Source organism: Synechococcus sp. RC10A2 (assembly GCF_047502605.1).
In genome coordinates this window covers 200,556-220,593 of sequence record NZ_JANSHP010000067.1, presented here as the reverse complement: position 1 = coordinate 220,593, position 20,038 = coordinate 200,556, and the positions used below count along the sequence as shown (strand labels likewise).

The window sequence follows — 20,038 nt, the reverse complement described above, 5'->3', positions numbered from 1 at the left end:
TGTTTGGGTTCGGGTCGTGTGGTGTGGAGGGGCGTGGTGTGGATGAGTTGTTGGAAGTGGTATACTGGATGTGTGTTGTGGTGTTGCCCATCGGGTTGTCCTATCTCGCGATGTGTGAAGCAGACATCCAAACTTGCCCGCGCCAATTCCCCTGAGGAGTGTAGCATGTGGGTACGACGCCGAGCCAGCATCAGTCGGAATGAGACAGTTCACACCGTGCTGGGGGTACGATTCGATTGGGACGAGGCGATGGAGGCAAAAGTAGAAAAGTATCAGTCTGCGCTGTGGACGCTTCTGAACGAGTTTGGCGTGATGCCGAACGAGCGGGAGATTCTTGGGTGTTCAGAGGCTGATGAGTGGCTGTCGCGCCTGCGTGACTGCTTGTCTGTAGAAGACGCCTCCCAGCGACAGGACTGCGTGCGTCAGTGGTCTTTGAGGGTTCCGCTGCCCGATTCGTACACGCACATGGTTTCGTCCGAGCGGCTCAAGTGGTCGCTTGTGGAGTATGTGTTGGGGTTGCACTATCGCGGCGAACTGGAGGATGCGCGCATGCTGCGTCAGGTGTTGGCGTGGCTGGAGGGCGCGCAACCGTTTCTGGGCGAAAAACTTCGCGTGCCGCGCCTCTTGTAAATGTTCTGCCGACACCGACCTACTGGTTCAGAACCCCGGCGGCAGCCTACCGCCGAGGCTGTGTGCCCGACGCGCCGAGAGGGAAATAGTTGATACTATCCTGTTCGCACATGCGGGTGAGCACCTCATCGGCGCGGGCGAAGCAGACATCCAAGCTTGCCCGCGCCAATTCCCCTTAGGATAGGGAGGGTGCGCTTAGCGTGTTATGTTGTCAGCAATTGTGCGGCGCATAATCGCAACGGCAATCGCTTTTGCGGGGGGCGTGTGGTGCAGCGACTGGCTCGCCTCCTGCACGCGCTCGTCACGGATGTCGGGCGTATTAGCCAGCATGCGAGCGATCTCGCGCGCCAGCCGCTCATCTTCAGCTTCAGGCGCAACAAACGGCGCGGGCACTGGCTCCAGCGGTTGCACCACTGCCCGTTGTCGTCGGTACGCCTGCGCAACCTTCCGCAGCTCCTCAAGCGAGATTTGCATCGTCTGCCTCCTGTCTTGCTGAGATTCAGCAAGCCAGAAGCAGGCAACCTGGCTATCTGCCGCTGCCGCGACAGACCCATAGGCTTTGCGCCCCTGCATCACTACAGGTTTGCCTTTTACTGCCTCGGCTCACTCCACACCTATTATCGGCAGGCTCCGCCGAAATCTTGAGTCGTCATACGCCGCTCGTTTCCAAAATCCTGCGCAGTCGCTGGATTTCGTCGCGCAAGATAGCAGCGCGCTCGAACTCCAGCGCTTTGGCGGCTTGGCGCATCTCCTGCTCCAAGCGGTCAATCACCAGCGGCAGGTCCTCGAACGCCACACGGTCGGTGTCCACAATCTGGTAGCTCGCGCGCTCTTCGGCGACCTTGTAGGCGCGCACGGTCTCGCGCACCTCTTTGCGCACCGTTTCGGGCGTGATGCCGTGCCGCTGATTATACTCCATCTGCACCTGTCGGCGGCGGTTCGTCTCGTCGATGGCGCGTTGCATCGAGCCAGTGATGCGGTCGGCATACAGGATGACTGTCCCGAACTTGTTGCGGGCGGCGCGCCCGATGGTCTGAATCAGCGAGGTCTCCGAGCGCAAAAAGCCTTCTTTGTCGGCGTCCAGGATTGCCACCAGCGACACTTCGGGCAAGTCCAGCCCCTCGCGCAGCAGGTTCACCCCGACCACCACATCGTAGGTTCCCAAGCGCAGGTCACGCAGAATCTCCGCCCGCTCCAGCGACTGCACATCCGAGTGGAGATACTGCACGCGGATGCCCAACTCCTGCAAGTAGTTCGTAAGGTCTTCTGCCATCTTTTTGGTGAGGGTGGTCACCAGCGTACGCTCGTTGCGTTCGATGCGCTGTCGGATCTCGGCGATAAGGTCGTCGATTTGCCCCTGCGTGGGGCGCACGACGACCTCGGGGTCTAATAGCCCTGTCGGGCGGATAATCTGCTCCACAATCTGCTGGCTCACCTGGCGTTCAAAGGGACCAGGCGTCGCCGAGACGAAGATGACCTGTCCGACGCGCTGCAGGAACTCCTCGAAGCGCAGCGGGCGGTTGTCCAGCGCAGAAGGCAGGCGGAAACCGTACTCCACCAGCGTGCGTTTGCGCTGCAGGTCGCCGTTATACATCGCGCGGATCTGCGGAATCGTCTGGTGCGACTCGTCGACAAACAGCAGGTAGTCGTCGGGGAAGTAGTCCAGCAGCGTGTAGGGCGGCTCGCCGGGCTTGCGCCCGTCAAAATAGCGCGAGTAGTTCTCGATGCCGTTGCAGTAGCCCAGCTCGCGCATCATCTCCAAGTCCATCTCGACGCGCTGGCGGATGCGCTGCGCTTCAATCAGCCGCCCTTGCGACTCGAAGTAGGCGACCTGCGCCTCCAGCTCTTCGCGTATCTGGGCGGTGATGGCGTCCATCCTGTCCCACGGCGTGACATAATGCGTCGCGGGGAAGAAGTTCGCCCGCTCCAGCTCGGCAATCGTCTCGCCCTTGAGCGGGTCGTACTCGGTGATGCGCTCCACCTCGTCGCCGAAGAGTTCGATGCGCGTGATATACTCCTCGTCGGCGGGCTGCACATCGATCACATCGCCGCGGATGCGGAAAGTACCGCGTCCCAGCACCATGTCGGAGCGCACATACTGCAGTTCTACGAGACGCATCGCCAGCTCGCGCGGGTCGAGTCGGTCACCGCGCCGCACGGTGACGATGCTGCGCAGGTACTCTTGGGGCGACCCCAGCCCGTAGATGCTGGAGACGCTCGCGACCACGATTACATCGCGTCGTTCCAGCACGGCTTGCGTGGCGGCGTGGCGCAGGCGGTCGATCTCGTCGTTGATGGAAGCGGTCTTCTCGATATAAGTATCGGTCTGGGGCACATACGCTTCGGGCTGGTAGTAGTCGTAGTAGCTGATGAAAAAGTGGACCGCGTTTTCGGGGAAGAAGGCGCGAAACTCTTGGCATAATTGCGCCGCGAGCGTCTTGTTGTGCGCGATCACGAGCGCGGGGCGCTGCACGGCGGCAATCACCGACGCCATCGTGAAGGTCTTGCCTGTGCCTGTCGCTCCCAGCAGCGTCTGAAACTCGTACCCGCGCTGGAGGCCCGCCACCAGCTGGGCAATCGCCTGGGGCTGGTCGCCGCGCGGCTCGAACGCCGTGCTTAGTTTGAACATGCTCGGAAATTATACCCGTAGGTACGCTTGCCTGAGATGGCATAACCCCTATGTGCGCACGGGTCAGTTTCGGCGAGGGCGGTTGTGGGCGCGGTTTATCGTGTGGCGGCTGCGCGAGGGGTGGGCGCGCCTGCCGATAGGGGTGCGCTTTCTGTGGATGCTGCTTGGCGTGATGCTGGGGCTAATGACGCCGCTACTTGGCATAGGCTACCTCTTCCTGCAGCGGTCGCTCGAAGCACATCGGCAGTTCGTGCAGTATCAACGACTCGCCGCTGCCGTAAGCGCACTGGATCGCGAGATTGCCGCGCTGCTGCGCCAAGTGCAGGATTACACCGTCTGGAACGATGCGCACGCGGCGGTACAGCGGCGCGACACCGAATGGGTGCGTCGCAACATCGTGGACTGGCTGCCTGGGCAGTTTTACTACGATTTCGCTATGGTCGTGGACGCCGAGGGCGCGTGGGTGGTGCACACGGCAGGTGAGTGGGAGTGGCTACGGCGAACCGCGCCGTTTCAGCAGGCAATGCGCGGTATCGGCAACGCGGGATTGCATCGTCGGGGCGAGCGAATTTACATCCTTGCTGCCGCGCCTATCGTTGACGATCAGTGGCTTCATCCCCCAGCAGGTGTGCTGATAGTCGGCAAGGCGATTGATGAGACGCTCCTACGGCGCGTGAGTCAGTCGGCAGGGCACACAGGCGCATTGCGGGTGCGGGCAGTTATGAATCCTCCCTCACCTCCCTTACTAAGGGGGGAGAGGGCAAGGGAGTGGGGGGATTCGAACCGTGTGTTCACTACAGCCGGTGCTCAAGCTCTCCTCAATGTATCCCAACTCCTCTACGACAGCGCGGGTCGCCCGATTGCGTGGCTCCAGGTAGAGCCGCCACGCGCGGAGCAGGCGTGGCTGCTGCACGCGCTATGCCTGACCAAGCAGTATCTGTTCGTGTTTGGCGGCGCGCTCGCGCTGACTGCCAGCCTGACAATGGTACTGCTTCTGAAGAGCCAGCTACGGCGGTTCACCGTCGCGATTCAGCGGCTCGCCACAGGGGACTGGGATGCGCGGGTCGCCTACCCCGCGCGCGACGAGTTCGGCTACCTTGCCCACGCCTTCAACCAGATGGCGTTGCAACTGCAGCAGGCGTTCGAGATGCAGGAGCAACAGCGGGAGGAATTGCTCGCCCAGAAAGAGGAGCTGGAGCGCGTGCATCAGCAGCTCCAGCAGGCGCATCAGGAGCTGGCGACGCTGAACGCTGAACTGGTAGAGGCAAACCGCGCGCTGGCGCAAGCCGCCGTCACGGACGGACTGACAGGGTTAAAGAACCACCGCGCCTTCCAAGAGGCGTTGCACAGCGCAGCGCAGATGGCGGAACGGCTCCAGCAGCCCCTGTCGCTAATTATGTTCGACATCGACCACTTCAAGCAGTTCAACGACCGTTTCGGGCATCCCGCAGGAGATGAGCTATTGCAGCAAGTAGCGCAGGTGCTACGCGAGTCGGCGCGGGCGTATGATGTCGCGGCGCGCTACGGGGGCGAGGAGTTCGCGCTGCTGCTGCCCAACACCGCGCTCGAACAGGCAGTTCAGGTCGCCGAGCGACTGCGCCAGCAGATACGCGCGATTAAGAATCCGCGCGTGCCCATCTCTGCGAGTTTCGGCGTGGCGACCTATCGGCGCGGGACGCCCCCCGCAACGCTGGTCTACGAAGCGGACGCCGCACTCTACCGCGCTAAGCGCAACGGGCGCGACCAAGTATGCGTCTACCAGCCTGAAGCGGCGTAGAGGAGGTTGCTTCGCGCACTCGCACTACAAAACGGCGTCTCTGTAGGGGCAGGCCTCCGTGTCTGCCCACTCGCATGTCGAAATCATATCGCGAAGGCACTTATTAGACGGTATCGAGAGTACGCCTCCAATTGCCCCATCCGTACAGAAATGGGTATACTCATAGGGCGTAAGGATTCGCTATGCGCTACATTCCGAGCATCGGCATGGAGGTACACGCGCAGCTCTTGACGGAGAGTAAGATGTTCTGCGCGTGCCCGACGCGGTTCGGCGACCTGCCTAACACGAATGTGTGCCCCATCTGTCTGGGGATGCCTGGCGTGCTGCCTGTGCCCAACAAGCGAGCGGTCGAGCATGTGATTCGCACCGCGCTCGCGCTGAACTGCCAGATTGCCCCCGTCGCGATGTTCTACCGCAAAAATTACTTCTATCCCGACTTGCCGAAGGGCTACCAGATTTCGCAGTACGGTGAGGTGCATCCGATCGGCACGCGCGGGCATTTGGAAATCGAGGTCGAGGGCGAGCGGTTCCCCGTGCGTATCCGCCGCGTGCATCTGGAAGAGGACACGGGCAAGCTGTTCCACTACCTACCAGGCGAGAGCGAGGTGGACTTCAACCGCGCAGGCGCGCCGCTGATGGAAATCGTCACTGACTTCCCGCCCGATTTGCACTCCGCCGAAGCCGCGAAAGAGTACCTCGTGCAACTGCGCGCGGTGCTGACCTACTTGGGCGTATGCGACGGCAAGATGGAGGAGGGTTCACTGCGCTGCGAGCCGAACATCAGCGTCGCGCCCGCAGGCAGCGCGCAATTAGGCGTCAAGACCGAGCTGAAAAACCTCAACTCGTTCCGCTCCGTCGTGCGCGGCATCGAGTTCGAAGTGGAGCGGCAGATAAAAATCCTGCAGGAAGGTGGGCAGGTCGTCCAAGAGACGCGCGGCTGGAGCGAAGAGGGCGCGTACAGCTTCCCCATGCGCACCAAAGAGTACGAGCAAGACTACCGCTACTTCCCCGAACCCGATATTGTGCCGATTCAGATTACCGATGAGTGGCTGGAAGCGCTGCGGGCGACGATTCCCGAACTGCCGCTGCAGAAAGCCGACCGCTACCGCAACGAGTACGGGCTGGGCGCGACCGAGACGCGCCTCCTGACCGCCGACATCCACACGGCGACCTACTTCGAGCAGTGCGTCGCGCTGGGCGTCGAGCCGAAGACCGCCTGCAACTGGATTACCGTCGAGCTGCAAGCGCACCTGAACGAAACGAATACCGACATCCGCGACTCGAAGCTGCAGCCTGCCCACCTTGCGGACCTGATTGAGCTTTTACAGAAAGGCGTCATTTCGGGGCGCATCGCCAAAGAGCTGTTCGACGAAGTATTCCAGTCGGGCGAGATGCCTTCTAAGATTGTGCAGGCGCGGGGGCTGGTGCAGATTTCCGACGAGGACGCGCTGCGCGCCGCCGCACGCAAGGTCATCGCCGAGAACCCCGAGGTGGTCGAAAAGTACCGCGCGGGCAAAACGAGCGTGCTGGGCTTCCTGGTCGGGCAGATGATGCGCGAGACGCAAGGACGCGCCAACCCGCAACGCGCGGGCGAAATCCTACGCGAGGAGCTGGACTAACATGCACGCACGCAAGTTTCTACGGTATGGGATTAGCCTAATTATGATTGGGCTGGGCGTCGGGGTGATTTACTACGAGTATTTTCTATTCAAGCGCACGGAGGGGCTGCTGCTGGGCGTGCTGCTGATTGGTTGGGCGTTCGTGCGTGTGTGGATGTTTCGGCGGTTTGTGGAGCGTCACGCTCCCAATCAACCGAAGGAATAGCGATGGGGCTAAAACTGTTCGGCTGGAGGAAGTCGAAGCGGTCGTCGCCAGAGGCGCTGCCGCCGAAGCGACTGCTAATGCCGTTTAGCAACACGGCAGACGACCGCGAGGCGCTGCGCTTTGCCTACGAGATGGCGCAGGTGTTCGACGCGCAGTTGACCGTGCTGTGCCTGGTGGAGACGCCGCGCTCGATAGGGCTGCAAGCGTGCCCCCCAGAGCGCGTGCAGGAGGGCGAGCTGGCAGCCGCCGCCGCCCGCGAAATCGCCGAAGAGCTGGGCGTATCCGAACCGCAGATTGTCGTGCGCCCCACGCACCACTGCGGCTACGCCATCGTGAACGCGGCGGAAGAGTTCCAAACCGATTTGCTGTTTATCACGGCGCGCTACCGCAACGGACGCGCGCGCCCCGCGCTGGACGACACCGTCGAAGTCGTGCTGCGCAAGGCGCGCTGCCAAGTCTGGCTCTACGGCGCGCCCCAGGAGGCAGACTAACGATGCGAATTGTCATCATGGGCTGCGGACGCACGGGCTCGATGCTCGCCCTGCTAATGAGCCACGCAGGGCATCAGGTAACGGTCATCGAGCGGTCGCAGGACGCGCTGATGCGCCTGGGCAAGAAGCACGCTTGCACGATTGTCGTCGGCGACGGGCTGGACGAAGATACCCTGCGCCGCGCAGAGGTCGACAAAGCGGACGCTTTCATCGCCTGCACCAACGGCGACAACACGAACCTGATGGTGGTGCAGATGGCGCGGGAATTGTTCGGCGTGCAGCGCGTCGCCGCGAAGGTGAACGACCCCGTGCGCGCAGAAGCCTACCGCGAGTACGGTATCTTCACCGTCACCAGCGGCGCCATCTTGGCGGGCTACCTGCGCGACTGGCTGCTGGGCAACCCCGCCCAAAATATCGAACACTACAATCAGTTCTATCCTGAACTCAGGCAGCTGCTGGAGGACTAATCGATGCAACGGTTGGGTACGCTGGCGGTGCTAAGTTTGACGCTATTCGCCTGCCAAGACGCGCCGACACCCCCAACCGAATCGTTTCAGTTCCCGATGGCGGTATTTGTGCAGGGCAAGCCCAACGACTTCTGGGACGCCGTGCTAAACGGGATGCGCCAACGCTTGAACCTGCCTGGCGTGCAACTGGAGACGGTCTTTTTCACAGCGGCGGAGCGCGAGGGTGCCGCGCGGCGCGTCGTTGAAGGCGACTGGCGCGCAGTCGCCTTCTGCGCCCCCAACGACGCCTGGGCGAAGCAGACGGTCGAACAGGCGATTCAGGAGGGCGTACCTGTGGTGCTGGTGGGCGCGGATTTGCCGAACACAACACGCTTGGGCTATGTCAGCACTTACTACTATGACGCGGGGCGGCGGGCAGGCATTTGGTACGCCCAGCGCGTGTCTGCAGGTGAAATTGTCGTGGTCGCAGGGCATCCCGTGCCGTGCGCCGTCTCCGAATTCTGGGAAGGCTTCCGACACGGACTGCTGTTCAATCGTCGCCTGACCGCGCGCCTAATACCCTTGAGCGATAGCCGAAACGCGCCGTCGGTGATTCAAAAACTGGCATCCGAGCCGCGCGTGCAGGGTATCTTCATGATGGGCGCGGAGGTCGCACAGCAGGGAATCGGCGTCGCGCGCCCAAAAAATTGTGGCGCACTCAGTTGGCGCGAATCGGCAAAGGACTGGTATCTCGCCCGCCAGATCGACTTGCTGGTTTTGGAGCGCCCCGAAGAGATTGGCGTGCGCGCCGCGAACTTGATGCGCAACCTTAGTCAAGGGCGCGGCGGCGACTTGCAAATCGTCTATGTGCCCTACGAGTGGCGCGCCCGCTGACTGAAAAACTGGCAATTCTCGCGAGGGCTATGAGACACCATTCGGCGTATACTTTAGGAAAGGACAGCGTGGAGGCGTGGCTGTGAACCTGAAGGCGTTGCGTGTGCTGGAAGGGGAGTCCCAGCGCACGACCGAATGGACAACACGCCTGCCGAGGGGGCGCGAGCACTCGATGCGCACCATCCAAAACCTAATCCAGCCTGTCCGCGTGTGGGTGAACCCTGACCACACCGTCGAGACGGCGCTGCTGCTGATGCGGGGGCATCGCCTGCAAGGGCTGCCCGTGTACGAAAGCGGGCAAGTGCTGGGGCTTGTGGCGCTAGAGAACCTGCTGGGTGTCGCCCTCGACACCCCTGTACGCGAGGTGATGACCACCGACTTGATGGTCGCCACGCCGCAGACGCCCCTGCGCGTCGTCGCCGACTGGCTCCAACGCCACCGCCAAACGCTAATCCCCGTCATGGAAAACGAGCGACTCATCGGCATCATCAGCGTGTTCGACCTGCTCTCCGAAATCGGGCGCAGCTACGACCCTATGACGGGGCTGCCTTGGTCAGACTACCTGCGTGAATGGAGCATCGAGCAACTCGCGGCAGGCAACGAGATAACTGTCATCTTTTTCGATTTGGACAACTTCGGCACTTTCAATAAGCGATACGGACACTTGGTGGGAGATGAGGTGCTGCGGCGCGTCGCGCAGCTGCTGGCGAGCGAGATTGACCCCCAAACCGATGTGGTCTGTCGGTGGGGCGGCGATGAGTTCGCGATTGCCACTCTGCGCCGCCGCGAAGAGGCAGGGCTGCTGGCGCACCAACTAAGTCGACAGATTGCCAGCATTCAGCTGCCTGAAGTCGATATTCCCCTCACGGTCTCCTACGGGTATCAAGGCGGCAAGCGCACGCGCGAGCGCGAACAGGTGCATTACGCCGCCACCGTCGACAATCTGGTTAACCTCGCGAGCCAAGAGTGTATGATGATGAAGGGCTTGGTGCCGCGCGCGGCGCAGGGGGGGCAACTCGCGCTGCCCATTCAGGCGGTCGTGGAGACGCCCCCGCCGTCCGAACGACGCATCAAAATCCAGAGCGTCTCCTACGAGCGCGAGGGGCGACGCGCTAAAGCGCGTATCTACCTGCAGGCAGAGAACCGCGTGCTGGAAGGCGCGGCGGAGGGTGAGGCGAACCCGCAACGCCTCCTCGCCGAAGCGACCCTCAACGCCCTCAAACCGCTGACCCCCGCCAGCGTGCAAATCAGCCTCCTCCAAATCGAAGAAACGCAAGGCGAGGCGGGACGCGCCATCGTGAATGTCGTCGTGCTGTGGGAGAACGGCGAGACCCGACAGGAACTGGTCGGCAGCGCGCTTATCCGCGACGACCCGTACCGCGCTGTCGCCGCCGCCGTGCTGGATGCCCTCAACCGACTGCTGCGACGACTGCTGGATAATGTGTAAGCGCAGCCTCGCGCCCATCAGCAGGAAACGGTTTCGCCAACGCGAACAGACTCTCCATGCGACGACGAACCGCCTTGCAGGAGTGGCAGCCGAAAACGCAGGAGAAACTGCTGATTATTCACGCCGACGATATGGGGATGTCCCACTCGGCGAACCGCGCGACGATTCAAGCGTTCGAATCGGGCGCGATTAGCAGCGCCAGCCTGATGATGCCCTGCGCATGGGTCGCGGAAGCGGCAACATGGATCAAGAAGAATCCCAACGCCGATGTGGGCTTGCACCTGACCCTCACCAGCGAGTGGCTCACGAACCGCTGGCGCCCCGTCGCCCCCGCCGACAAGGTAAAGGGGCTGCTGGACGCGCAGGGCTATATGTGGCGCAGCGTCGAGGAGGTCGTGCGCCACGCCAGCCCGCAAGAGGTAGAGACCGAAATTCGCGCCCAAATCGAACTCGCGCTTCGCATGGGGCTCAAACCAACCCATCTCGACTCGCATATGGGCACGCTGTACGCCGATGTGCGGTTCTTCGAAGTCTTTCTGAAAGTGGCGATGGAGTACCGCATTCCGCCGATGGTGTTCAGCCCTACGCCTGAAATCATGGCGATGGCGGCAGCGCGCGGCATAAACTATCGCGACGCATTCCAACGCATCGAAGCGGCAGGGCTGCCCCGAATCGATTACCTCAACCCCCAGTACGCGCCTGGCGAAAGCAAAGAGAGGCACCGCCAACGCCTGCACGACTACCTGCGCACGCTCAAGCCCGGCGTGAATGAACTGATTGTGCATCTGGGCATGGACGACCCCGAAGGCAACGCCATCACGGGCGGCTGGCGCTACCGCGTGCAGGAACTGGAAATCCTTCAAGAACCTGAATTCAAGCGTATCTTACAAGAGCAGAAAATCCGCCTCTTTACCTATCGCGAACTGGCAAAGATGTATAATTATGGCTAAAGCACGGGGTGGGGGCGCACAGAGAACCACTCGATCTCGGGAAACAAACGGGAACGAGTTTCGTCTATAGCAACCAAGCAGTTCTGAATATTTGTTAGTGCAAGAGGTAGGCAGATATGCGAGGGTCTGATGGGGAGCAGGGAGATTTACGGCGCTACCGCGCGACGATACGGCGTGCGCGGCGACTGATGCGTGAGGGGCGCGCCGCCGCGTCGACGCCCAATTACCTGAGCGCATGCCTTGGGCGCGAGCAGGAACTTCAGCGGATAGCGCAGTGGTATCACGCGCCGAACGCGCCGCTGCTGACGCTCATCGGTGAGTCGGGCATCGGGAAGACGCACCTGGGATGCGCGTTCCTTGGGCAAATGCTCGATTCGGGCGTCCCTTGCGTCTATGTGAACCTGACCCTGTTGAAGACCGCAGACGAGATTCTCGCGTCGCTGTTCCACACGCTCGATATCTCGTTCCCTCTGCCAGGCTGGCGACGGTTGCTTGGAAGCCTATTTGCGGGCGGCGCGCTCATCGTATTGGATGATTTTGACCACCTGCTGCCTAACGGCGCGGCGTCTGTGCAGGCGTTGCTGGAAGCTGCGCCTAACGCCAAGATTCTGGCGACCTCGCAACAGCCGTTGGGGTTGGCGGTTGAGCAGACGCTGAACCTACAGCCGCTGCCGCTGCCGCCCACAACGCTCACATCACTGGACGCTCTGAAGGAATATCCAAGCGCCGCACTGGTGCTTCAGCAGATAGGGGCGCTGCCTAAGCTCATGCCGAAAGACATCGGCGAAATTGCGCAGTTGTGCACCGAATTGAAAGGACATCCTGGCAAACTGGTCACTTTAGGGCTATATCTGCACCACGATTTCCGCTGCTTGCACAACCCACAGCTTCGCTCCAAGCTTGGACTTCTCCCCAAGCACTCACAGACGCGGAACCCGCAGAGGGAACACCCGTGTCTAATGCCCGTGCTTCGTGAAGAGGAGTTGCGCATCCTGAGATGCCTGCTGGTATTTGCGGAGGACTTCGAGACTGCGGCGGCAGCGGCGGCGGCGCAGATTAGCCCCGCGGCGATGCAGTCATTTCTCGACGCCATGACGCAGCGCCAGCTTCCGCACGATGCCAGAACGCAGCGAAGCTTCCTGCAGCAGTCGGGTGCCCAAATATTAGATTTGAAATGGTATCGCATCCACCCCCAGATGCGCCCCCTCATCCCGCCCCTTTCGGAAGGGGAACGGCAGGTCGTGATGGCGCGCCTGCACGACTACTACTGGCGTTGCCTGCAGCGCCTCCCAGACGAGCTACCTGTTGACAGGATACGCTTATGGTGCTTCCAACAGGTGAATACGCTTCGCAGCGTGCTGGAATACTTAGCGGAGCAGAAGCGATATACGGAACTTGCGGCGGTTCTGGGGCAACTGACTCGCATGTGCGCCAATCGTCCGCCCGCAAAGCTTTTAGACTGGGGTTACGATTACATACAGCGCACACCAGATACTCCCGACGCGGCGCGCGCGGCGGTCGCCTACGCTATCTTCGACGGGCTTACCAGCACCCAACAGAATGAGCGCGCGGCAGAACTCGTGCGCTTGTTGGAACCTTTCCCGGAATATGCCTACCGCGTCGGACGATTCTGGCACGATATGGGCGAAGGCGACCGTGCCCACCAATACTACCGCATAGCCTGGGAGCAAGCCGAGTCTACTCGCGCCCGCGAAGCGGCAGTGATGAACGCCGCAAGCTTAGCCGAGTGCGAAGCGGTCATCGGCAACCTCCGAATGGCAGAAGGTATCCTGCGCGACATCAAACAGCCCCCCTCTTTCTGGCGCATGTCCAGCGAAGTGCGTATCTGGGTTCACTATGTCGACGGCTATGCGAACTACCAGCAGGGGCGCTTCCAACGCAGCCGCGAACTGTACAGGGAATGCTTGAAGATGAAGACCTCCCGGAAGCTGAAGGTCTTTATCGATAACAGTGCGCGCCGCGAGCTGAGCCGTGTCTGCTTGGAACTGGGCGACTACGCACGGGCGGAAAGGTATGCGCTGGAAGGTCTTGAGGAGTGCGACGCTACGCCCGCGCTTCCCCTCCGATCGCGCCACGCCCTTGAGGCTTGCTTAGGCGACTTGGACGCGGTGCTGGGGCGCTATGACGATGCGTTCCAACGCCACCTGCCCACGCTGGAGTTTTGGCAGAAAGAGAAGCAGCCACGCTGGGTCTGCTGGACTCTCAACCGCCTCGCGGAAATTGAACTCTTGGCGCGCGACGCCGATCACCCATGGCGGCTGGCACACGCGATGGGACGCGACGCACACAGCCTGCTACAAGAGGCGTGGGAGGTTATCGAACCAACCTACATGAACCTGCCTCACAAGTCGCGCACGCTGCACAACCTCGGCTGGCTCGCCTGGCACGAAGGGCGTCTGGACGAAGCGGAGCAGTACCTGACCCGCGCGCAGGAAATCCGTCAAACCTACGGCAACGAGTACGGCGTCGCCCGCACGCTGGAAATCCTCGCGCGACTCCGAGCCAGCCAGCAACGCTACGACGAGGCGCGCGACCGCTTCCGTCACGCCAGCGCCATCCGCCAACGGCTGGACGCCAAGCTGTACCCCGCCATAAAACACTGCAACCTCTCCATACAACGCAGTTCTAAACATCGCTGACCAAAAGATTCCCAAACGTCCGCAGGCATGGTACACTTCTGTTTATGCGCACGCGCCCTGAACGCCGTCCCATCCGCACGCTGGATGAGCAGCTGGTCAACCGCATCGCTGCAGGAGAGGTGGTGGAACGCCCCGCATCCGCGCTGAAGGAACTCATCGAGAACGCGCTCGACGCGGGCGCGATGCGCCTCGAAATCGAGGCGGAGATGGGCGGCAGGCGGCTGATTCGCGTGCGCGACGACGGCATCGGCATGACCCGCACGGACGCCCTGCACGCCCTGCAGCGGCACGCCACCTCCAAAATCGCCTCCGACGCCGACCTGATGCGCATCACCACGCTGGGCTTCCGCGGCGAGGCGCTGCCCAGCATCGCCAGCATAAGCCGCATGGAAATCCTCACCCGCGCCTTCGAGGAAGATACGGGCACACGCATCGTCGTCGAAGGTGGCGAGGTCAAGAGCGTCGAGGAGGTCGGTGCGCCGATTGGCACGACCGTCACTGTGCGCGACCTGTTTTACAATGTGCCCGCCCGCCTGAAGTTCCTCAAGACTGTGCCCACCGAGCTGGGACACATGATCGAGACGGTGACGCGCTACGCTTTTGCCTACCCCGATGTGTCGTTTCGGCTGGTACACGAGCGGCAGGAGCTGATTTTCACGCCTGGCAACGGCGACCTGCTGACGGCGGCGGCGTCTATTTGGGGGCGCGAGACGGTGCAGGGGATGGTGTCGGTAGACTACGAGCGCGACGGTATCCGCGTGTGGGGGCTGATTGCCCCACCGCACCAGACGCGCCCCACACGCCAGCACCAATACTTTTTCGTGAACCTGCGCCCCGTGCGCAACAAGACGCTGACCGCCGCGCTGGACGAGGCGTACAAAACCCTCACGCCCGAAAAACGCTACCCCGCCTGCATCCTGCTGGTGGGCATCGACCCGCGCCAAGTGGATGTGAATGTGCATCCCGCGAAGATCGAGGTGCGCTTCCAGCGCGAGCAGGCGGTCTTTGAGGCGGTGGTGAACGCCATTCGCGCCGCGTTGCTGCAGCACGGGATGATTCCGAGCGCGCTGCCGCCAAGCGCGTCGCGCGGGCAGACGATTACCCCCCCGCGTCCGCCCGACGCTGAGACGATTCACCAGATTCTGATGCAACGCGCGGGGCTCGCGCCAGCAGAGGCGGTTGGGACGCCCGCGCACCCAGAAACGCATATGGACGCGGACGGGACAGCCGCGTTCCCAGAACTGCATTCAGCGGCGGTCGAGACGCCCGCGTACCCAGAAACGCCTGCGAATGCAGACCCGTTCGTGAGCGCGAGGCACGCCGTTGCGCCGACGCCCACACCCGCCGACGAGACGCCCTCGCTGCTGGAAACAGAACCCCTGCAAACGACTCACCTGCCCTTCGCCCACCTGCTGGATGACCTCTACATTCTGGGGCAAGTGCGCAATACCTACATCGTGGCGTCCACGCGGCAGGGGCTGGTGATTATCGACCAGCATGTCGCCCACGAGCGCGTGCTGTACGAGCAACTGTGCTACAGGCGCGGCGCATCGCCCATCCCGAAACAGCACCTGCTGACCCCCGAAACGCTGCAACTGAGTCGGCGCGACGCGCTGCTGCTGCACGAGAAACTGCCCGAACTGGAGGCAATCGGCTTCGAGCTGGAGCCGTTCGGCGTGGATACCTACCTGATTCGTGCCGTGCCCGCCGCACTGAAAGGCGACCCTGTGCAGACCTTGCGCGACATTATCGACGAGCTGGTAGAACTCTCGGTCAGCAAGCGGCTGCCCGTCGCCCGCGAGCAAATCTGGGTTACGACCTCCTGCAAGTTGGCGGTCAAGGCGGGCGACCCGCTGAGCATGCCCGAAATGCGTAAACTCATCGAAGACCTCGCCCGCACCGAGAACCCGTACCTATGCCCGCATGGGCGCCCCATCACGATTGTGTTGACTTGGCACGAGATAGAACGCAAATTCAAGCGGAGCTGATGCGCTGGACAGATTCGCAACGGGAGGCAATCGAACACGGCGACGGGCTGCTGACGGTCGTCGCAGGCGCAGGGTCGGGCAAGACAGGCGTGCTGACCGAGCGGTTCGTACATCTGGTCGCGCATCACGGCGTCCCGCCCGAACACATCTTAACAATTACCTTCACGCGCGCCGCCACCGCCGAAATGAAGACGCGCATCATCCGCAAGTTGGAACAGCGCGGGCTGCGCGACGCGCGCACTCGCATCGAGAGTGCATACATCCACACGGTACACGCCCTCTGCCGCCGCATCCTGCAGGAGAACCCGTTCGAGGCGGGGATTGACCCCGAGCCGAGCGTGCTGCCCGCGCCTGCGGCGAACCACCTCAAGCGCGAGGCGTTCCATCGCGCGCTGGCGAGCCTGCTGCGCCAACCGCGCGATTTCGAGACCGACCCGCTGATTGACCTCATCGCCGACTACCTGAACTTGGACGCCGTGCGCGGCGACCCGCTACAGGCATTATACGAGCTGGTGCAGCGCGTGGCAGACGCTACCCGACACCAAGGCTACACGGCGGACGACTTGGAGCGCTGGAGGCGCACCTACCCCAGCGCGGAGGCGTTGGCGTTGCATTATGTGCAGAACTATCTTAACCCCCCTCCTGCAGGTTCCTCCCGTAAACGGGGGGAACCACACGGCTTTGGGTTCCCCTCGCGCAGCGGGGGGAACCTTACGGAGGGGGGTGAATCTTCTGTTTCCCTCGCCACGCTGGACGACCTGCGCGCCCTCACCACACACCTGCAACAGACACACCCCGAAGCAGCGTTCACGCTATCGAGCCTGCTTGCCAACTTCGACCCCGCACTGGAGCGTCGCGCTCGCGAGCTCGCCTGCGCCCTGCTGGAACTGACCGTCGAGTACCTGCGCGCCTACGAAGCGCTCAAGCAGACGCGCGGCGCACTCGACTTCGACGATATGCAAATCCGCGCCCTACAACTGCTGCGCAACTGCGCCACCGTGCGCCGACGCTACCAGCGCATGTTCCGCTACACGCTGGTCGACGAAACGCAGGACATCGACCGCTTGCAGGCGCAGATTATCGACATCCTGTCGGCGGGAGGCAACCTGATGGTGGTCGGCGACGCGCAGCAGTCGATTTACGGCTTCCGCTACGCCGACCCGCGTGTGTTCGGAGAGTGGCAGCAGCGGGCGCAAACGGATGGGGGGCGCCTCGTGCCTCTGCAGGCGAATTTCCGTTCCCATCCCGACATCTTGGCGTTCGTGGAGAAGGTGTTTGGGCACTGGTGGGGCGAGCGGTTTTTGGTGTTGCAGCCGACGCGCCCTGCCGCGTACCCGTCCGACGAGCCGCCCGTACAGGTGTGGGTCATGGCGCAGCGCGACTCCGCCAGAGAAGCGCATTTCGTCGCCAGTCAAATTCACCACTGGGTCTGCACGCAGAGCCTGACCGTGCATGACCCCGAAACGGGGGAGTTGCGCCCTGCGCGGTATGGCGACTTCGCGCTGCTGTTTCACCAATTCACGAATGTAGGCGCGTTCGAGCAGGCGTTCCGCGAAGTGGGCGCGCCGTACTATGTGGTCGGGGGCGGGCGCGGCTACTGGACACGCTACGAAGTGCGCGACATGACGAGCCTGCTGCGCGCCCTGAGCGACTCCGAAGACGACCTTGCGCTGGCGGCGGTGCTGCGCTCGCCGTTCGCGGGGCTGAGCATGGATGGGCTGACGACGCTCGCCCTGCACGCCGAGCAAGCCGAGTTGCCGCTGCGCCTATGCCTGCAGGCAGGCCTCGCGTTAGACCCCGCCGACCGCGAGCGACTAACGGCGTTTCTGGCATGGTTCGAGCCGCTGAGCCAGCGCGTGGGCGAATGGAGCGTTGGCACACTGCTGGCGCGTGCGCTGGAAGCCAGCCAGTACGAATCGCGCCTGCTCTCGCATGGCAAGAGCGGCAGGCAAGCCGTCGCGAATGTGCGCAAACTGCTGGCGATGGCGTTGGAGCAACCGACCGTCGCGCCGCGCGAATTCGCTGAGCAGCTCGAACTCACCAGCCGACTCGAACAGCGCGAAGGCAACGCCCCCACCTACGAGGAGAGCGCGAATGTCGTGCGCTTCTACACGGTACACGCCGCCAAAGGGCTGGAGTTCCCCGTCGTGTTCGTAGTGGACACGGCGTACCGCCAGCGTCCGCGTGAGGTCGCGCTGGAGATAGACGCCGAGAAGGGCGTCGTTGCGCTGCAAGCAGCGCGACCCGACACCCCAACGCCGTATGAGCCTGTGCCGCTCACAGTGCTGCGCGAGCAGGCAGACGCGCGCGACGAGGCGGAAGGGCTGCGCAAACTCTATGTTGCGCTCACGCGGGCGCGCGACTACCTCATCGTCGTGCTGACCGACGCGCCTATTAACACCTGGTGTCGCGCCCTGCGCGGCGCACTCGCACAGCACTTAGACCGACGCGAGCCGTCTATTCCGCTGCCAAACGGCTCACGAGGGCAGGTACGGTGGTTCTAATACCAAAGGAGGTTATAGATTAATGCGCACATGCGGTCTGCAGATTGGGGTACTTTGTGCGAGCGCGGTTCTGAGCGGGCTGGCGCATCCGCCGCTCAGTGCGTGGTGGCTCATCCTGCTGGCGCCTGCCCCGCTGTTTTGGCTGACGCTGGCGACGCGCGCGCGAGTCGGCTTCGCCTACGGCTGGCTGTGGAGTTTTGTCTACTACCTTACGCTGGGGCATCCGCTGCTGTATCTGATAGAGTTGCGGACGGGCAGCGTGGCGCTGAGCCTTACGGGGCTGCTGCTCGTGGCGGGGCTGGGCGCACTGTTCGGAGGGCTGTACGGCGTGCTGGCGTCGCAGATGGGGCGCACCCTGCTGGGCATAATGGGCGCGGCGGGCGCGTGGGCGCTCACGCAGTACCTGCGCGGGCTAGGACCGTTCGCGTTCGTGTGGGGACACTTCAGCGTCGCGCTCTACCCCGCGCCAATCCTACTGCAGCCTGCCGAACTGGTCGGCGCGTGGGGGATGGAGTTCCTGGTCGCGCTGTGGAACGGGCTGCTGGGCTACGGCGCGTGGCTGGCACAGCAGCGACACTACCGCCGCGCGACAGGCGTGGCGTTCGCGACCGCACTCAGCGCGGGCGTATTGCTGGCGTGGAGTTTTAACCGCTACGGCGAATGGCGGCTGATAGACGCGCGCCTTAGCGAGCGCACGCGGCTGGTCGCGCTCGTGCAACCGAATGTAGACCTCGCGCGTCCGTACACCCCCAAAGAGTGGACGCCTATCCGCGAGCGCATCGCCGACCAAGTGCGCCGCGCCAGCGCATTCAACCCTGATTGGCGCAACACGCACAACCTGCCCCCGCGCCCCGACCTGATTATGCTGCCCGAAGTAATCGAGCCGTACCCGATGCCCGAAAGCTGCCCCGCCCTGCTGTTTTGGCAAATGCTGGCGATGGAGACGGGCGCAGCGCTGCTGGTGGGCGGCTACCGCACAGCCAGCCCCGACACGCCCCAAGTCGCGAACACGATGTTCCTCTTTTTGCCCAACGGCGACTGTCAGTACCACGACAAGGTGCAACTCGTGCCGCTGGGCGAGTATGTGCCCTATCGGGAGTGGCTGCCGTTTCTGCGCATATTCGGCGTGGTGGAGAGCGACCTGTATGCAGGCAACTCGCTGCAGCCGTTGCAAGCGGGCGATTTGCGCATTGGCGCAGTCATCTGTATGGAGTCCACCTACCCGTGGATTGCGCGCGGGCTGGCGAACGCAGGCGCGAACCTGCTGGCGGTCGGCTCCAACGAATCGTGGTTCGGGCGTACCGCCGCGCTGGAGCAGCACTTGGCGTTCTGCGTGCTGCGGGCGATCGAGACGCGCCGCTGGGTTGTGCGGTGCGCTCCTGAAGGCGTCAGCGCGTTCATCGCGCCGACAGGCGCGATTCGCGCCCGCGCGCCCAAGTTTGCCGAAGCTGCCCTCGACGCGCCCGTTCATCCCCACACGACCCAGACCCTCTACATGCGCTGGGGCGATTGGGCAGTGGGAGTGGGATGTGCGCTAACCGCGCTCGCAATCGTCCGAAAACGCCAGCGAACCCCTAAAGAATCTCCTTCCTAATGCCGATAATCTTTGTGGACATGCGCGACTGTGGTGTGGAAAAGACTTGACTCCGATAACCTTAATCGGGTATCATATGGCTGAGGAGAGGATTGGAGGAACCCCACACACCGCAGGCATGGACGCCAGCAGTGTCGGAGTGGTTTTGGGTGTAGCCCGAAACATCAACGGCGAGTTTGCTTGAACCTGCTGGTTTGGCGACGA

16 protein-coding genes and 1 riboswitch are annotated in these 20,038 nt (G+C 62.7%); of the genes, 13 read left to right on the top strand and 3 right to left on the bottom strand.

Annotated features, from left to right (window positions below):
- Positions 1-165: 165 nt before the first annotated feature.
- Positions 166-630 carry a hypothetical protein gene (locus NW848_RS09790; protein WP_414511076.1) on the top strand — a complete coding sequence of 155 codons (465 nt, stop codon included), beginning with the start codon at positions 166-168 and terminating at the stop codon, positions 628-630.
- A gap of 46 nt (positions 631-676) precedes the next feature.
- On the opposite strand, the gene NW848_RS09785 is transcribed toward NW848_RS09790, so the two are convergent.
- From NW848_RS09785 to uvrB, 3 genes are all read right to left on the bottom strand, one after another.
- On the bottom strand, positions 677-799 hold the full coding sequence (locus tag NW848_RS09785) for a hypothetical protein (protein ID WP_414511075.1): 123 nt from the start codon (positions 797-799) through the stop codon (positions 677-679).
- 26 nt (positions 800-825) lie between these two features.
- Complete coding sequence (locus NW848_RS09780; protein ID WP_414511074.1) at positions 826-1,104, bottom strand: hypothetical protein; 279 nt, start codon at positions 1,102-1,104, stop codon at positions 826-828.
- A 39-nt stretch (positions 1,105-1,143) separates the two neighbouring features.
- Positions 1,144-1,228: riboswitch (cyclic di-GMP riboswitch) on the bottom strand.
- A gap of 51 nt (positions 1,229-1,279) precedes the next feature.
- Complete coding sequence (gene uvrB, locus NW848_RS09775; protein ID WP_414511073.1) at positions 1,280-3,259, bottom strand: excinuclease ABC subunit UvrB; 1,980 nt, start codon at positions 3,257-3,259, stop codon at positions 1,280-1,282.
- On the opposite strand from uvrB, the gene NW848_RS09770 reads away from it, so the two are divergent.
- From NW848_RS09770 to lnt, 12 genes are all read left to right on the top strand, one after another.
- A complete protein-coding gene (locus NW848_RS09770; protein ID WP_414511072.1) occupies positions 3,258-5,036 on the top strand; it encodes a diguanylate cyclase in 1,779 nt (592 codons plus the stop codon). The two genes, uvrB and NW848_RS09770, sit on opposite strands and share 2 nt — an antisense overlap.
- 182 nt (positions 5,037-5,218) lie before the next feature.
- On the top strand, positions 5,219-6,655 hold the full coding sequence (gatB, locus tag NW848_RS09765; RefSeq protein WP_414511071.1) for an Asp-tRNA(Asn)/Glu-tRNA(Gln) amidotransferase subunit GatB: 1,437 nt from the start codon (positions 5,219-5,221) through the stop codon (positions 6,653-6,655).
- A gap of 1 nt (position 6,656) precedes the next feature.
- Positions 6,657-6,860: a hypothetical protein gene (locus NW848_RS09760; RefSeq protein ID WP_414511070.1), complete on the top strand. Its 204-nt coding sequence runs from the start codon at positions 6,657-6,659 to the stop codon at positions 6,858-6,860.
- 2 nt (positions 6,861-6,862) lie between these two features.
- Entirely contained in the window at positions 6,863-7,351 is a 489-nt protein-coding gene (locus tag NW848_RS09755) for a universal stress protein (RefSeq protein WP_414511069.1), read from the top strand.
- 2 nt (positions 7,352-7,353) lie between these two features.
- Positions 7,354-7,818 carry a potassium channel family protein gene (locus NW848_RS09750; protein ID WP_414511068.1) on the top strand — a complete coding sequence of 155 codons (465 nt, stop codon included), beginning with the start codon at positions 7,354-7,356 and terminating at the stop codon, positions 7,816-7,818.
- Between the two features lie 3 nt (positions 7,819-7,821).
- On the top strand, positions 7,822-8,691 hold the full coding sequence (locus NW848_RS09745; RefSeq protein ID WP_414511067.1) for a substrate-binding domain-containing protein: 870 nt from the start codon (positions 7,822-7,824) through the stop codon (positions 8,689-8,691).
- A 76-nt stretch (positions 8,692-8,767) separates the two neighbouring features.
- Positions 8,768-10,138 carry a diguanylate cyclase domain-containing protein gene (locus NW848_RS09740; protein ID WP_414511066.1) on the top strand — a complete coding sequence of 457 codons (1,371 nt, stop codon included), beginning with the start codon at positions 8,768-8,770 and terminating at the stop codon, positions 10,136-10,138.
- A gap of 56 nt (positions 10,139-10,194) precedes the next feature.
- Positions 10,195-11,088, top strand: a complete 894-nt coding sequence (locus NW848_RS09735) for a polysaccharide deacetylase family protein (RefSeq protein WP_414511065.1) — start codon at positions 10,195-10,197, stop codon at positions 11,086-11,088.
- 116 nt (positions 11,089-11,204) lie between these two features.
- Positions 11,205-13,748, top strand: coding sequence for a tetratricopeptide repeat protein (locus tag NW848_RS09730; RefSeq protein ID WP_414511064.1), 2,544 nt, complete (start codon positions 11,205-11,207; stop codon positions 13,746-13,748).
- Between the two features lie 44 nt (positions 13,749-13,792).
- Entirely contained in the window at positions 13,793-15,736 is a 1,944-nt protein-coding gene (gene mutL / locus NW848_RS09725; RefSeq protein ID WP_414511063.1) for a DNA mismatch repair endonuclease MutL, read from the top strand.
- Positions 15,700-18,240 (top strand): UvrD-helicase domain-containing protein, encoded by a 2,541-nt coding sequence (locus NW848_RS09720; protein ID WP_414511062.1) that lies wholly within the window; start codon positions 15,700-15,702, stop codon positions 18,238-18,240. Before mutL ends, NW848_RS09720 begins: the two co-directional genes overlap by 37 nt.
- A 22-nt stretch (positions 18,241-18,262) precedes the next feature.
- On the top strand, positions 18,263-19,834 hold the full coding sequence (gene lnt / locus NW848_RS09715; protein ID WP_414511061.1) for an apolipoprotein N-acyltransferase: 1,572 nt from the start codon (positions 18,263-18,265) through the stop codon (positions 19,832-19,834).
- Positions 19,835-20,038 lie beyond the last annotated feature (204 nt).

Excerpts from the sequence above, each read along its gene's own strand:
- NW848_RS09790 (WP_414511076.1), top strand. The coding sequence starts at position 166 with ATGTGGGTACGACGCCGAGCCAGCATCAGTCGGAATGAGACAGTTCAC.
- NW848_RS09780 (WP_414511074.1), bottom strand. The coding sequence starts at position 1,104 with ATGCAAATCTCGCTTGAGGAGCTGCGGAAGGTTGCGCAGGCGTACCGA.
- NW848_RS09770 (WP_414511072.1), top strand. The coding sequence starts at position 3,258 with ATGCTCGGAAATTATACCCGTAGGTACGCTTGCCTGAGATGGCATAAC.
- uvrB (WP_414511073.1), bottom strand. The coding sequence starts at position 3,259 with ATGTTCAAACTAAGCACGGCGTTCGAGCCGCGCGGCGACCAGCCCCAG.
- gatB (WP_414511071.1), top strand. The coding sequence starts at position 5,219 with ATGCGCTACATTCCGAGCATCGGCATGGAGGTACACGCGCAGCTCTTG.
- NW848_RS09760 (WP_414511070.1), top strand. The coding sequence starts at position 6,657 with ATGCACGCACGCAAGTTTCTACGGTATGGGATTAGCCTAATTATGATT.
- NW848_RS09755 (WP_414511069.1), top strand. The coding sequence starts at position 6,863 with ATGGGGCTAAAACTGTTCGGCTGGAGGAAGTCGAAGCGGTCGTCGCCA.
- NW848_RS09750 (WP_414511068.1), top strand. The coding sequence starts at position 7,354 with ATGCGAATTGTCATCATGGGCTGCGGACGCACGGGCTCGATGCTCGCC.
- NW848_RS09745 (WP_414511067.1), top strand. The coding sequence starts at position 7,822 with ATGCAACGGTTGGGTACGCTGGCGGTGCTAAGTTTGACGCTATTCGCC.
- NW848_RS09735 (WP_414511065.1), top strand. The coding sequence starts at position 10,195 with ATGCGACGACGAACCGCCTTGCAGGAGTGGCAGCCGAAAACGCAGGAG.
- NW848_RS09730 (WP_414511064.1), top strand. The coding sequence starts at position 11,205 with ATGCGAGGGTCTGATGGGGAGCAGGGAGATTTACGGCGCTACCGCGCG.
- mutL (WP_414511063.1), top strand. The coding sequence starts at position 13,793 with ATGCGCACGCGCCCTGAACGCCGTCCCATCCGCACGCTGGATGAGCAG.
- lnt (WP_414511061.1), top strand. The coding sequence starts at position 18,263 with ATGCGCACATGCGGTCTGCAGATTGGGGTACTTTGTGCGAGCGCGGTT.